This window comes from Pseudomonas sp. ITEM 17296, from assembly GCF_028895205.1.
GTDB lineage: Bacteria > Pseudomonadota > Gammaproteobacteria > Pseudomonadales > Pseudomonadaceae > Aquipseudomonas > Aquipseudomonas kermanshahensis.
The window spans coordinates 187,870-202,594 of record NZ_WJRS01000007.1 but is presented as its reverse complement, the minus strand read 5'-3'; the positions used below and the strand labels follow the sequence as shown (position 1 = coordinate 202,594).

Sequence of the window (14,725 nt, the reverse complement as noted above, 5' to 3'; positions counted from 1 at the left end):
GGCAGTGACCTTGACGTTCCGTGCAGAGGTCCGGACAGGACCGATGACCCGAATCTACTCGCGGTCGAGAACGTGCACACCTGGCAAAAATGCTAGTTTTGATGGTGCATTCGAAGGCCATAACGGCTTTCAGTGGCTTGGCTTTCTGGGCGCGTATCGCCCACTTGAGGGTGCCGTGGTATTTGGGTTTTGTTGATGAGTATCCGGTGACGGTGACGGGAAGGTGCAGAAGCTTAGGATGCGGGAGATCAGTTTGGCGCAGATCTCAACGCTACCTGCGGGTTGATGTGTTGGCCGAACTGGCCTTTTCGCGGGTAAACCCGCTCCCACAGGTACATCACCGCTTACATGGGCTGTGATGTATCTGTGGCAGCGGATTTATCCGTCAAGGGGGCAGTGTAATTGCCTCTTTGTCACTGCCGACCACAGCGCTTCTGCCAACAAACCAACGGTCATATTTGAGTTTTGGCTGAAACTGGTTTCAAAGGCATGGCGCAGCTCCCTTAGCGCGTCTTCAAGGACGTCTTGATCAAACGCCTCAAGCACAGTGGATGAGACAAGCAGAGCCGCGTCGGCCTTGGCACCCCGAAGGCTTTTCAGAACGTAGGCCTCATACTCTGCCCGCTCAGCGGGTGACATGACGTCTGCTTCCATGGGGAGTCTCCTGTTCTGGTTGGAGTCTCATCATCGAAGCAGCGTGCAGACACCGCTACTGGCAAAAATATCAGTAGCGGTGGTCTACCCTTAAGCCTTCACCGGTGGCTCCTGGCTCGGCGGGTCGCCCACCGTCGGCGGCACGGTCGGCTTGATCGGCAGCTCGTCCGGGTCCTCCTCCGGCACGGGTGGCGGCAAGCTGGGGTCGTCGATGTTCGGATCGGGGGTTTCCGGTGGAATGGGAATGTTCATGGCCTGACCTCGCGTGGGTGAATGAAGAGGTGCTGCAGGCTCTGACTGTCAGGGGCTGCCGTTCGCTCAATTTATTTGAACCCCTACGCCCGCGCCCGGCTCTGAACCCTTACCGCCACCAGCCTAAGGGAGCAAGGTCCGATGTCACGAAACGAGCCCTTCGAAAGCGTGCCCATGGCGAACGATCACCCAGACCAGGCCATCAGCCTGGCCCAGGCGCTGCTGGCGCCGCGCATCGTGATCGAAAGCACGCAACCTGCGCTCGACGGCGGCACGTTCGCCACCAAGGCCATCAGCGGCCAGGCGGTCGCGGTCAGCAGCAAGGTTTACAGCGACGGCCATGACCGCCTCGCTGTGATGCTCAACTGGCGCCAGGCCCACAGCCGACGCTGGCACTACGTGCCTATGCATTCGCCCGGCAATGACCTGTGGCTGGGCGAGTTCACCCCAACTGAGCTGGGCCCGCACCTGTTCAGCATCGAGGCGTGGATCGACCCGTTCGCCACCTATTGCCACGACCTGGAGAAGAAGTACCACGCTGGGGTCGAGGTCAAGCTGGAGCTTGAGGAAGGCCGTCTTCTGTTGGGCAAAGGCGCAGAACGCAGCGAGGGCTTCTTGCGTGAACAGATCGAAGCCTTGCAGGCACGGCTGCCGGCACTGCCGGAGGATGACCAGGTGGCGCTGTTGCTGGGCCCCGAAGCCACACGGCTGATGACCGAAGCCGAGCACCGCAGCTACCTTACACGCAGCAGTGAGTTCCCCGTCGACGTCGACCGCCCGGCGGCGCAGTTCGCCAGCTGGTATGAATTGTTCCCGCGCTCGATCACCGACAGCCCCGAGCGCCATGGCACCTTCAACGACGTGCACGAACGCCTGCCGATGATCCGCGACATGGGCTTTGACGTGCTGTACTTCCCGCCCATTCACCCAATTGGCAAAAAACACCGCAAGGGCCGCAACAATGCCTTGCAGGCAGAGCCCAATGACCCAGGCAGCCCTTACGCCATCGGCAGCCCGGAAGGCGGCCACGACGCCATTCACCCAGCGCTGGGCACCCGCGAAGACTTCCGCCGCCTGGTGGCCGCCGCCGCAGAGCATGGCCTGGAAATCGCCCTGGACTTCGCCATCCAGTGCTCGCAAGACCACCCTTGGCTCAAAGAACACCCCGGCTGGTTCAGTTGGCGCCCCGACGGCAGCATCCGCTATGCGGAAAACCCGCCGAAGAAGTACCAGGACATCGTCAACGTCGACTTCTATGCCCCAGAGGCCGTGCCTTCGCTGTGGTTGGCCCTGCGTGACGTGGTGGTTGGCTGGGTCGAGGAGGGCGTGAAGACCTTCCGCGTCGATAACCCGCACACCAAACCGTTGCCGTTCTGGCAATGGCTGATCGCCAATGTGCGCAGCCAGCACCCGGACGTGATTTTTCTGGCCGAGGCCTTCACCAAGCCGGCGATGATGGCGCGCTTGGGTAAGGTCGGTTACACCCAGAGTTACACCTATTTCACCTGGCGCAACAGCAAGCAGGAGCTGCGCGAGTTTTACGAAGAGCTCAACCAGCCGCCGTGGAGCCTGTGCTACCGGCCCAACTTCTTCGTCAACACGCCAGATATCAACCCGTTTTTCCTGCACACCTCGGGTCGGGCGGGTTTTCTTATTCGCGCGGCCTTGGCGACCATGGGCTCGGGGTTGTGGGGTATGTATTCGGGCTTCGAACTGTGCGAAGCCACGCCGCTGCCCGGCAAAGAGGAATACCTGGACTCGGAGAAGTACGAAATCCGCCCGCGTGATTTCACCCAACCCGGCAACATCATTGCTGAAATCGCCCAGCTCAACCGCATTCGCCGGCAGAACCGCGCCTTGCAGACTCACCTTGGGGTGGCGTTTTTCAATTGCTGGAACGACAACATCCTGTACTTCGCCAAGCGTACGCCCGAGCGCGATAACTTCATTTTGGTGGCGATCAGCCTCGACCCGCACAACGCCCAGGAAGCCAGCTTCGAGCTGCCGCTGTGGGAGTTGGGCCTGGACGACAACGCCGACACTGTTGGCGAAGACCTGATGAACGGCCACCGCTGGACCTGGCATGGCAAGACCCAGTGGATGCGCATCGAGCCTTGGCATCAGCCGTTTGGTATCTGGCGTATTGAAAAGGCCCGTTAGGCCTTCAAACCGGGGGCCGCTGTGCGGCCCATCGCCGGCAAGCCGGCTCCCACAGGGGCCGGCGTCGGCTGCAAGCTTTTGCAGACAAATGACAGGCCCGGTGCTGCCTGTGAAACCAGCACAAAACCTGTGGGAGCTGGCTTGCCGGCGATGGGCTGCGCAGCAGCCCTAAAACCAGGTAGCGCGCATCCGCAGAATTGAAAGGAGTCACCCATGGCCAAGCGTTCCCGACCAGCAGCCTTCATCGATGACCCGCTGTGGTACAAGGACGCGGTGATCTATCAGCTGCACATCAAGTCGTTCTTCGACGCCAACAACGACGGCATCGGCGATTTCGCCGGGTTGATCAGCAAGCTCGACTACATCGCCGAACTGGGCGTCAACACGCTCTGGCTGCTGCCGTTCTACCCCTCGCCACGGCGCGATGACGGCTACGACATCGCCGAATACAAAGCCGTGCACCCCGACTACGGCAGCATGGCCGATGCCCGGCGCTTCATCGCCGAGGCGCACAAGCGCGGCCTGCGGGTGATTACCGAACTGGTCATCAACCACACCTCCGACCAGCACCCGTGGTTCCAGCGCGCCCGCCTGGCCAAGCGGGGCAGCAAGGCGCGCGACTTCTACGTGTGGTCGGATGACGACCAGAAGTACGACGGCACCCGCATCATCTTCCTCGACACCGAGAAGTCCAACTGGACCTGGGACCCAGTCGCCGGCCAGTACTTCTGGCACCGCTTCTATTCGCACCAGCCAGACCTGAACTTCGACAACCCCCAGGTGCTGAAGGCGGTGATCGGGGTGATGCGCTTCTGGCTCGACCTGGGCGTCGACGGCCTGCGCCTGGACGCCATCCCCTATCTGATCGAGCGCGACGGCACCAACAATGAAAACCTCCCCGAGACCCACCGGGTGCTCAAGGCGATCCGTGCCGAGATCGACGCCAACTACCCCGACCGCATGCTGCTGGCCGAAGCCAATCAATGGCCCGAAGACACCCGCCCGTACTTTGGCGAGGGCGATGGCGACGAATGCCACATGGCCTTTCACTTCCCGCTGATGCCGCGCATGTACATGGCCCTGGCCATGGAGGACCGCTTCCCGATCACCGACATCCTGCGCCAGACCCCGGAAATCCCCGCCAACAGCCAGTGGGCGATCTTCCTGCGCAACCACGATGAGCTGACCCTGGAGATGGTCACCGACCGCGAACGCGATTACCTGTGGAACTACTACGCCGAAGACCGCCGCGCCCGCATCAACCTTGGTATCCGCCGCCGCCTGGCGCCGCTGTTGCAACGTGACCGACGGCGCATCGAACTGCTGACCAGCCTGCTGCTGTCGATGCCCGGCACCCCGACCTTGTACTACGGCGATGAACTGGGCATGGGCGATAACATCTACCTGGGCGACCGCGATGGCGTGCGCACCCCCATGCAATGGTCGCCGGACCGCAACGGCGGGTTCTCTCGCGCCGACCCGCAGCGCCTGGTGCTGCCACCGATCATGGACCCGCTGTACGGCTACCAGACGGTCAACGTCGAGGCCCAGTCCCACGACCCGCATTCGCTGCTCAACTGGAACCGCCGCCTGCTGGCGGTGCGCAACCAGCAGAAGGCGTTTGGCCGTGGCAGCATCCGCATGCTCACACCGAGCAACCGGCGCATCCTCGCGTACATACGCGAGTACACCGACCAAGAGGGCAACAGCGAAGTGATTCTTTGCGTGGCCAACGTGTCCCGCGCCGCCCAGGCCGCAGAACTCGAGCTGTCGCAATACGCCGATAAAGTACCGGTGGAGATGCTGGGCGGCAGCGCCTTTCCCCCGATCGGCCAACTGCCGTTTTTGCTGACATTGCCGCCCTATGCTTTTTACTGGTTCCTGCTGGCATCGCACGACCGCATGCCCAGCTGGCATATCCAGGCCACCGAGGGGTTACCCGAATTGACCACACTGGTGCTGCGCAAGCGCCTGGAAGAGCTGCTCGAGGCGCCTTCCAGCGAGATGTTGGAAGGCTCGATCCTGCCGCAATACCTGCCCAAACGGCGCTGGTTCGCCGGCAAGGAAGGGCCGATCGACCAGGTTCGCCTGCGTTATGGTGTGCGTTTTGGCACGGCCACCACGCCGGTATTGCTCGGCGAACTGGAAGTGCTCAGCGATGGCGTCGCCAACCACTACCAACTGCCGTTCGGCCTGTTGCCCGAAGAGCAGATCAACAGCGCCTTGCCCCAGCAGTTGGCATTGTCGCGCGTGCGCCGTGGCCGACAGGTTGGTTTGATCACCGACGCGTTCGTCCTTGAGCCATTCATCCGCGCTGTACTGCGGGCCTGCCAGGAACGCCACCGGCTGCCCTGTGGCAATGGCCTGGGCGAGCTGCGTTTCGAGTGCACCGAACAGCTTGCCAAGCTGGGGCTCACCGAAGAGAGCCCTGTGCGCTACCTTAGCGCCGAGCAGTCCAACAGCTCGGTGGTGGTTGCCGATCGGGTGGTGCTCAAGCTGATTCGCCGGGTCAACCCAGGCATTCATCCAGAACTTGAGATGAGCGCCTACCTGACTGCGGCGGGCTTTACCAATATTTCGCCGTTGCTGGGGTGGGTCAGCCGCGTGGACGAGCACGCCACCCCGCACCTGTTGATGATCGCCCAGGGCTACCTGAGCAATCAGGGCGATGCCTGGGCCTGGACCCAGAACACCCTGGAACGGGCCATCCGCGACGAGATGGAACCGACCAGTTCTGCCAGCGAAGCCCACACCGATGCTTTGGCCGAACTCGATGGCTTTGCTGCCTTGTTGGGCCAGCGTCTGGGCGAGATGCACGTGTTGTTGGCAGCGCCAACCGAAGATGGGGCCTTTCAGCCGCGCACAAGCGATGCCCAGGACAGCGAGCGCTGGAGCACCCAGATCACTGCCGAGCTGACCCACGCCCTCGACCTGCTGGCCCAGCACCGCGACAGCCTGGACAGCGACAGCCAGGCGTTGGTCGACGACCTGCAGCAACAGCGCGACGGCCTGACCCAGCACATCGACAACCTCGCCCGCCAGGCCCAAGGCGGCCTGTTGATGCGCGTGCATGGCGACCTGCACCTGGGCCAGGTACTGGTGGTGCAGGGCGATGCTTACCTGATCGATTTCGAGGGCGAACCGGCGCGCCCACTGGAAGAACGCCGGGCGCGTCACAGCCCCTACAAAGATGTCAGCGGCGTGCTGCGATCCTTCGACTATGCTGCTGCGATGATTCTGCGCAACGCCTCTGCGGTGGACCTTTCCGACCCGGCGCGCAAGGCTCGGCAACGGGTTGCCAGGCACTACCTGCACCAATCCCGCCATGCGTTTGTCGAGGCTTATGGCTTGACTACCGCTGCCATGCCCCACGCCTGGCAACAGGCCGAAGGCGAGCGCGCCGCGCTGGAATTGTTCTGCCTGGAAAAGGCCGCGTACGAAATTACATACGAAGCTGAAAATCGACCGAATTGGCTGGCCGTGCCTTTGCATGGCTTGCATGGACTGATCAGTACCTGGGGAGAGTCATAGATGAATGCAACCACGCGTGATACCGGCGGTCTTCGGCAACGGGACCTCGACGCCCTGGCCCGCGCCGAGCACGCCGATCCATTTGCGGTACTTGGCCCCCATGGCGACGGCGCCGGCGGGCAGTGGGTCCGCGCCTTCCTGCCTAATGCCCTGAATGCGCGCGTGCTGTCGCGCCACGACGGCCGCGTGCTCGCCGAAATGGTGCAGGCCAGCTTGCCTGGCCTGTTTACCGCGCACCTTGATGACGCACAGCCCTACCTGTTGCAAATCGGCTGGGCCGGTGGTGAGCAGGTGACCGAAGACCCGTACAGCTTTGGCCCGCAGTTGGGGGATATGGACCTCTACCTGTTCGCCGAAGGCAACCACCGCGACCTGTCCGGGCGCTTTGGTGCCCAGCCGATGCAGGCCGATGGCATCGACGGCGTGTGCTTCTCGGTGTGGGCGCCGAATGCGCGGCGGGTGTCGGTGGTGGGTGACTTCAACAATTGGGATGGCCGCCGCCACCCCATGCGCCTGCGCCACAGCGCTGGGGTGTGGGAGCTGTTCGTGCCGCGGCTTGGCGTGGGTGAAACCTACAAGTTCGAAGTGTTGGGCAAAGAGGGCGTACTGCCCCTGAAAGCCGACCCGCTGGCCCGCGCCACCGAGCTGCCGCCGAGCACCGCGTCGAAGGTCGCAGGTGCGCTCAGCCACCCCTGGCAAGACCACGACTGGATGGCGCAGCGTGCACAACGTCACGCCTACAACGCACCCCTGTCGATCTACGAATTGCATGTCGGCTCGTGGCAGTGCGAGCTGGATGACCTGGGCGAGGTGGCGCGTTACTACAACTGGCGCGAGCTGGCCGAACGCCTGGTGCCCTATGTGCAGGCGCTGGGCTTCACCCACATCGAACTGATGCCGATCATGGAGCACCCGTTCGGCGGCTCCTGGGGCTATCAGCCCCTGTCGATGTTCGCGCCCACCTCACGCTACGGCAGTGCCGAAGACTTCGCCGCCTTCATCGATGCCTGCCACCAAGGCGGCATCGGCGTGATCCTCGACTGGGTACCGGCGCATTTCCCTACCGACGAGCACGGCCTGGCCCGCTTCGACGGCACGGCCCTGTACGAATACGAAAACCCCCTGGAGGGCTACCACCAGGACTGGAACACGCTGATCTACAACCTTGGGCGCAACGAGGTGCGTGGCTTCATGCTGGCCTCGGCATTGCTCTGGCTCAAGCAGTTCCACATCGACGGCCTGCGTGTCGATGCGGTGGCGTCGATGCTGTACCGCGACTACTCGCGCAAGGCCGGCGAATGGGTGCCTAACCGCCATGGTGGGCGCGAGAACCTGGAGGCCATCGATTTCATCCGCCACCTCAATGGCGTCGCGGCGCACGAAGCCCCTGGCGCGTTGATCATCGCCGAAGAATCCACCGCCTGGCCCGGCGTCAGCCAGCCGATCCAGCAGGGCGGCCTGGGCTTTGCCTACAAGTGGAACATGGGCTGGATGCACGACACCTTGCACTACATCCAGAACGACCCGATTCACCGCACTTATCATCACAACGAGATGAGTTTCGGGCTGATCTATGCCTATTCCGAGCACTTCATCCTGCCGATTTCCCACGATGAGGTAGTGCACGGCAAGCACTCGCTGATTGACAAGATGCCAGGCGACCGCTGGCAGAAGTTCGCCAACCTGCGTGCCTACCTCACGTTCATGTGGGCGCACCCGGGCAAGAAGCTGTTGTTCATGGGCTGCGAATTTGGCCAGTGGCGCGAGTGGAACCACGACAGCGAGCTGGACTGGTACCTGCTGCAGTACCCTGAGCACAAGGGCGTGCAGCGCCTGGTCGGCGACCTTAACCGCCTGTACCGCGAGGTGCCTGCGCTGCATGAGCAGGACTGCCAGCCCCAGGGCTTCCAGTGGCTGATCGGTGATGACGCGCAAAACAGCGTGTATGCCTGGCTGCGCTGGAGCAGCAATGGCGAGCCGTTGCTGGTGGTGGCCAACTTCACCCCGGTGCCGCGCGAGGGGTATCGCATTGGCGTGCCGTTTGGCGAGCGTTGGGAAGAGCTGCTCAACAGCGATGCCGAACTGTATGCCGGGTCCAACGTGGGTAACCTGGGGGCAGTGTCCAGTGAGGCATTGGCCAGCCATGGGCAGCCACTGTCGCTGGCCCTCAACTTGCCACCTCTGGGCGTACTGGTGATGAAACCGGCCTGATCAACCTGATGGAAATGGTAGGAGCGGCTTTACGGGCACGCTCCTACCATTGATCAACGGGTTAGGCGGAACGGCTCTTCCGTTAATTTTCGGGTCAGATAGTTACGCTGCTCATGCTGACTTCGTCGGATTTCGCGAACCTGACTTGATTCAGCGATCCGCCCTATCATGCTGTCCAAAAGAATATCGTCTCCTAAATTTATCAGCCTGCTCATGTTGTTACGCCACGTCTGGTACCTGTACGTCTCGGTCGGAAATTGGTCCCATTGGGCGTGATGAGTCCAGTTAGCGAACTGGCTGCGCCAAGCGTGTTCTTGCAACCGTGTCATGGATATATGTTTCCATGCAGAATCCACTTCTGTATTTTCTAATGATTGCAGGGGTTCCGTATATGTCCAGCTGTTAGAGCGAGGTCTCAGGTTAGTGCTGGATGGGAGGGCGCTTTGTTCCGGTCCCTGGGTGATCGAATTATTTGGTAAAGACGGGCGCCGTTGATGCACCACTGGGGTTGGCAGACTATTTAGGTTCGGAGAGGTGTGGACGTTGAAACGGCCTCGACGATATTCTTGGTCAGACGGCCACCTTAAAGCTGAAGGTATAAACTTATGGCCAGACGGGTCGGTTTTGTTTATGGGGTCGTTGGCACAGTAGGCATAGGCGTTAAAGGATCCTGCACCAAAAGGGCTCCAGGCATCAGGTGACTGAAAGCGCATAATGCCTGGGTTGTAGGCGCGGTAACCATTTCCCAGAAGATAAAACTTCGCCGTACAGTGCCGGTATTGGCCGTTGAAACTTAACAGCAAGTCCTTGGTGCTATAGCCGTACGGTGTGAAGCATGAGCACGTGAAAGGCTGACGGTCTATGGCAGAGGTATTTTGACCAGGCATGTTTATCATCCTCTCCTGCTCGGATGTTGGAAATCTTGGCGGTCGTAGAGCGTTTAAGCAACTGACAAAATTGACAGTGCCAAAGTACAGTTTTGTATGGTCAGTCGGGGCCCTATCGCTGGCAAGCCAGCTCCGACAGGTGCACCACTGGCCTTGAGCCCTGTGGAAACTTGTGGGAGGAGGTTACCCGCAAAAGGGCCGCGCCTGCCTACCACCGCATCCGCACCCCAAGGCTGCCGATCAGCCCATTGAGGTCATTGTCATCCACATCGCTGCTGTAATCCGCACTCACGAACAGCGCCACATTCGGCGTCACCCGGGCCACCAGGCCCAACCCTAATTCCACGGTGGTCGAGTACCGCGAGCTGGAGATCTTGTCGACCTGGTCCAGCTTCACCTCTTCAGCATTGCTGAAGTCATACCAGACGTTGGTGCGTACATAAGGTTCGATGGGCATGCCGCGCACTTCGTAGCGCCCGGACAATTTGGCACCGACCCGGCCGCTCCAGCTGGGCTGGCTGTCGAACGCCTGCAATGTCTCTTCCTGCACGCGGCTGCCGGGGAAAAACTGTTGGTTGATCAACTGCGCCTGTGGCTCGATCACCCAACCGCCGCCCAAGCCGATCGGGAAGCCGCCTTCCAGGGAGAAGGTCATGGCATGGCCGCTGTCGTCCAGGCGCTGGCCGCTTTCGCCACGGCCATTGATGTCGATGCGCGAACCCATGGCCACGGCATCCAGGTGCCAACCCCGTTCATGGGTCATGCTCCAGTACACCCCCAGGCTCTCGCCACTCAGGTTCACCGCATTGCGTTGCTTGTCGCCCAGCAGCGGGCGAATACCGTTGAAGCTGCTTTGCAGGTTGTTGTGGCCGACAAAAATACCCGCGCGGTGCACATTGCCTGCGCCGGTCTCGCGCAGGAACAGGTCTGGGCCAACCAGCAGTTGCTGGCTGGGGGCTTCGAGCTGGTCAGGCGGTTGTGCACCGGTGCGCGTGGCACCCGGGAAAAACTGCGACCACTGGCTGGCGACCAGGTCCGGTGCCGCTTGCCCGTGGCGTTCGGTCATTTTTTCCGAGAACGCGTTCAATGTGCCGAGGCTCACGCCGCTGGCGCTGACCGGGTCGAGCGATAGCTGCGGCATCGCCGGTTGTTGCAGGAAGCTGGGGGAGGTTGGGTCGTCCTGCAGTTCGAATGCGAAAGTTTCCACTGGGGTTGCCAGAAGCAGCGACGTGGAAACCGCGTAGAAAATGCTGTCGAAGCGCAAGGGATTCGAGGTTCTTTTCATGGCGGATCTCCGTTTATTTTTGTGGTACAGCCCAAGGACCTGGCCTGTTGTCACGAGCTGTACGGCAAAAACAGTGGGCGACCCAAACCAGCACGCCTGCTTTCGCAAACGCGCACGAAGGCGCGAGCTAGAGGCCCGGCGCGAGATCTTTACGACTAGATAATGTTCAGCTAAGGAGAGGGAGCGGCTTGCGTCAAGAAAGCGTGAAGGTTGTGTTCATTGCACATGATTTGGTTCAAGTGGCTGATTTGTTGAGTTAAATAGTCGGGTATAGCAAGGTTCGCTATTTGCCGCTGCCTGGCTATGAAGAATGATTGCTACAGCTTGACCTCGACCGACAGCGGCAGATGGTCGGAGAGGTGCGTCCAGGGTTTGTGCCCCAGAATCTGCGGCGCATGGCTTTGCGCGTTACGCAGGTAGATGCGGTCCAGGCGCAGCAGCGGCATGCGCGCCGGGTAGGTACGTGCGAGGTGGCCGTGGTGGCGTTCGAACGCTTCGTGCAGGTCGTTGCGCAGGCCCAGGGTGCGATTGCCGCGCAGCTTCCAGTCGTTGAAGTCGCCAGCGATGATAACGGGTGCACCTTCGGGTAGAGACTCGAGCAGCCTGCGCAGCAACTGCAGTTGCTGTTGGCGATGGCTCTCCAGCAGCGACAAGTGCACGCAGATGGCATGCACCTGATGCGGGCCAGGCACGTCGAGGACGCAATGCAGCAAGCCGCGACGCTCGGGGCCGGTGATCGACACGTCGAGGTTGCGGTGTTCGATGATCGGGTATTTCGACAGCAGGGCGTTGCCGTGGTGGCCGTCGGGGTATACGGCGTTGCGGCCGTAGGCGAAGTCGCTCCACATGCTGTCAGCGAGAAATTCGTACTGGGACGTCTGCGGCCAGCCGGGGTAGCGCGCGGCGTGGCGATCGTGGCTGCCGAGCACCTCCTGCAAGAACACGATATCGGCCTGGGTACTGCGCACCGCTTCGCGCAGTTCCGGCAGGATGAAGCGCCGGTTGAAGGCGGTGAAGCCCTTGTGGGTGTTGACCGTCAGCACCCGCAGCCGGTGCACGGCTGGGGCCTGGTCAACAGTGGCGAAACCGGGGCTGCTGGCTTCGAGCTTCACAGGGGCTCCCACAAGGTCATCATCGGGGCGGTTTAATGCTAGGACCTGCCTAGGGTAGGTGGGTTCACTCTTCCTCGTGCTGCAACACCATCAACAACATCGAGCGCCCCTTCACCTCGAAGGTACTCTCGAACTGCAAGTGCTGGCCCTTGCGCAGTTCTGGCCGATCCGTGTCGACCAGGCAGCTCCAGTAGTCCCCTTCGGGCACCGCCGGCAGCTGGAACGGCACGGTATCGTGGTGGGCATTGACGATCAGCAGCACCGTCGCCTCGGCGCCGGGCCGGGCGATGCCGCTGACCTGTGCACGCCCGTCGATCAGCATGCCCAGGCAGCGGCCATGGGGGTCTTCCCATTGCTCGACGCTCATCTCGCTGCCATCCGGCGCCAGCCAGGTGACATCCTTCACCCCGATCGCCTCGTTGTAGTCGCCGACCAAAAAGCGTGAGCGGCGCAGCACCGGGTAGGCCAGGCGCAGCCGGGTCAGGCGCTTGACGAAGGCCAGCAGCGCGGTGCCGTCTTCGTCCAGGTCCCAGTTGACCCAGCCGATCTCGCTGTCCTGGCAATAGGCGTTGTTGTTGCCATGCTGGGTGCGGCTGAACTCGTCGCCAGCGACAATCATCGGCGTGCCCTGGGCGAACAGCAGGGTGGCGAAGAAGTTGCGCATCTGGCGCATGCGCAGGGCGTTGATTTCAGGGTCTTCGGTAGGCCCTTCGGCGCCGCAGTTCCAGGACAGGTTGTTGTCGGTGCCGTCCTGGTTATTCTCGTCGTTGTCCTCGTTGTGCTTGCCGTTGTACGACACCAAGTCGCGCAAGGTGAAGCCATCGTGGGCGGTGACGAAGTTGACCGAGGCATAGGGGCGCCGACCACGGTTGTTGAACATGTCCCCTGACGCGGTCATGCGCGAGGCGAAGTCGGCCAACTGGCCTTCGTCACCTTTCCAGAATGCCCGCACGGTGTCGCGGAAGCGGTCGTTCCACTCTGCCCAGCCCGGCGCGAAGTTACCCACCTGATAGCCGCCAGGGCCGCAGTCCCAAGGTTCGGCAATCAGTTTGACCTGGCTCAGCATCGGGTCCTGGCGGCACGCCACGAGGAAGCCGTGGCGTTCGCTGTAGCCGTCGTGGTAGCGGCCGAGGATGGTGGCCAGGTCGAAGCGGAAGCCATCCACATGCATCTCGCCGGCCCAGTAGCGCAGCGAGTCGGTGACCAGTTGCAGCACGCACGGGTGGCTCAGGTCGAGGGTATTGCCGGTGCCGGAGTCGTTGATGTAGTAACGCTTGTCGTCGGGCATCAGCCGGTAGTAGGAGGCGTTGTCGATGCCGCGCATGGACAGCGTCGGGCCACGCTCGTTGCCCTCGGCGGTGTGGTTGTAGACCACATCCAGGATCACCTCCAACCCGGCGTCATGCAGGTGCGCGACCATCTCCTTGAACTCGGCGATCTTGCCGCTAGCGAGGTAACGGGGGTGTGGTGCGAAGAAGGCGATGCTGTTGTAGCCCCAGTAATTGTTCAGGCCTTTGTCCAGCAGGTGCTGGTCGTTGACGAAGGCATGGATCGGCAGCAGCTCGATACTGGAAACGCCCAGCTCTTTGATGTGCTTGAGCAGCTCGTCGTTGGCCAGGCCAGCGAAGGTGCCGCGCAGTTCTTCCGGCACCGCCGGGTGGCGCATGCTGATGCCGCGAGTGTGGGCTTCGTAGAGGATGGTGCGCTCCCAGGGCACCTGCACACGCTGATCGCGGCCCCAGGTGAAGGCCGGGTCAATGACTTTGCATTTAGGCACGAAGGGCGCGCTGTCGCGTTCATCGAACGACAGGTCGCCGTCGGGGTGGCCGATGGTGTAGCCGAACAGTGCCTCGGACCATTTCAGGCTGCCGACCAGTTGTTTGGCATACGGGTCGATCAGCAGCTTGTTGGGGTTGAAACGGTGGCCGTTCTCGGGCTCGTAAGGGCCGTAGACGCGGTAGCCGTAGACCAGCCCCGGATGCGCGTCGGGCAGGTAGCCGTGGTAGATCTCGTCGGTGTATTCCGGCAGCTCGATGCGTTCGATTTCCTGCTCGCCGGTGGAGTCGAACAGGCACAGCTCGACCTTGGTGGCGTTGGCCGAGAACAGGGCGAAGTTGACCCCAAGCCCGTCCCAGGTGGCGCCGAGGGGGAAGGGCATGCCTTCGCGAATGCGCGAGGGGGCGACCGAGCGGGTTTTCTTCGGGGTACGGGGGCTCATGGCAGTCCTCGAGTGACCGTGGTGGAAGGGGAATATGTAGGCCTGACCGGGCCTCTTCGCGGGGCAAGCCCGCTCCCACAGAGCCCCCACTGCCTCAAGCGTGGTGATGATCCTGTGGGAGCGGGCTTGCCCCGCGAAGGGGCCCGTTCAGGTTTAACCGGCGGCGGGCTTTTTCACCGCGCGTGGCTTCTTCACAGCTGCAGGTTTTGCAACCGGTTCTGCCGCTACCTTCGGCTTGGCCGCGGCTTTCTTGCGCGGTGCTGCCTTGGGGGCAAGTGCTTCAGCTTCGGCAAGCTTGCGCGCCATCTCCCAGTGGCGTTCCTCCTCACCCACAGGCTTACCTTCCGATTCCCAGATCTGGTAGGCAAATTCACGGATACGTTTCTCATCGACACTCATCATGACGCTCCTGATG

Annotated in this window: 10 protein-coding genes; 3 read left to right on the top strand and 7 right to left on the bottom strand. The window is 61.9% G+C overall.

Annotated features, from left to right (window positions below):
* Positions 1–378: 378 nt before the first annotated feature.
* On the bottom strand, positions 379–654 hold the full coding sequence (locus tag GIB19_RS11265; protein ID WP_099428783.1) for a hypothetical protein: 276 nt from the start codon (positions 652–654) through the stop codon (positions 379–381).
* Between the two features lie 90 nt (positions 655–744).
* The gene (locus tag GIB19_RS11260; RefSeq protein ID WP_003251307.1) at positions 745–906 is read right to left on the bottom strand and encodes a hypothetical protein; all 162 of its coding nucleotides are present in this window, start codon (positions 904–906) and stop codon (positions 745–747) included.
* A 141-nt stretch (positions 907–1,047) separates the two neighbouring features.
* Between GIB19_RS11260 and GIB19_RS11255 the strand changes: the two genes are divergently transcribed.
* From GIB19_RS11255 to glgB, 3 genes are all read left to right on the top strand, one after another.
* Complete coding sequence (locus GIB19_RS11255; protein WP_274885980.1) at positions 1,048–3,066, top strand: alpha-1,4-glucan--maltose-1-phosphate maltosyltransferase; 2,019 nt, start codon at positions 1,048–1,050, stop codon at positions 3,064–3,066.
* Between the two features lie 213 nt (positions 3,067–3,279).
* On the top strand, positions 3,280–6,597 hold the full coding sequence (gene treS / locus GIB19_RS11250; protein WP_274885979.1) for a maltose alpha-D-glucosyltransferase: 3,318 nt from the start codon (positions 3,280–3,282) through the stop codon (positions 6,595–6,597).
* Positions 6,598–8,808 carry a 1,4-alpha-glucan branching protein GlgB gene (glgB, locus tag GIB19_RS11245; protein ID WP_274885978.1) on the top strand — a complete coding sequence of 737 codons (2,211 nt, stop codon included), beginning with the start codon at positions 6,598–6,600 and terminating at the stop codon, positions 8,806–8,808. It begins immediately after the preceding gene.
* A gap of 53 nt (positions 8,809–8,861) precedes the next feature.
* On the opposite strand, the gene GIB19_RS28390 is transcribed toward glgB, so the two are convergent.
* The 5 genes from GIB19_RS28390 to GIB19_RS11220 form a co-directional block, all read right to left on the bottom strand.
* Positions 8,862–9,695, bottom strand: coding sequence for an RHS repeat-associated core domain-containing protein (locus GIB19_RS28390; RefSeq protein ID WP_446731376.1), 834 nt, complete (start codon positions 9,693–9,695; stop codon positions 8,862–8,864).
* A gap of 208 nt (positions 9,696–9,903) precedes the next feature.
* Positions 9,904–10,980 carry an autotransporter domain-containing protein gene (locus GIB19_RS11235; protein ID WP_085272610.1) on the bottom strand — a complete coding sequence of 359 codons (1,077 nt, stop codon included), beginning with the start codon at positions 10,978–10,980 and terminating at the stop codon, positions 9,904–9,906.
* Positions 10,981–11,297: 317 nt separating this feature from the next.
* On the bottom strand, positions 11,298–12,092 hold the full coding sequence (locus tag GIB19_RS11230; protein WP_085272611.1) for an endonuclease/exonuclease/phosphatase family protein: 795 nt from the start codon (positions 12,090–12,092) through the stop codon (positions 11,298–11,300).
* Positions 12,093–12,156: 64 nt separating this feature from the next.
* Positions 12,157–14,310, bottom strand: a complete 2,154-nt coding sequence (gene glgX / locus GIB19_RS11225) for a glycogen debranching protein GlgX (RefSeq protein WP_085272612.1) — start codon at positions 14,308–14,310, stop codon at positions 12,157–12,159.
* Positions 14,311–14,463: 153 nt separating this feature from the next.
* Positions 14,464–14,712, bottom strand: coding sequence for a DUF2934 domain-containing protein (locus tag GIB19_RS11220; RefSeq protein ID WP_099428789.1), 249 nt, complete (start codon positions 14,710–14,712; stop codon positions 14,464–14,466).
* Between the last annotated feature and the right edge of the window lie 13 nt (positions 14,713–14,725).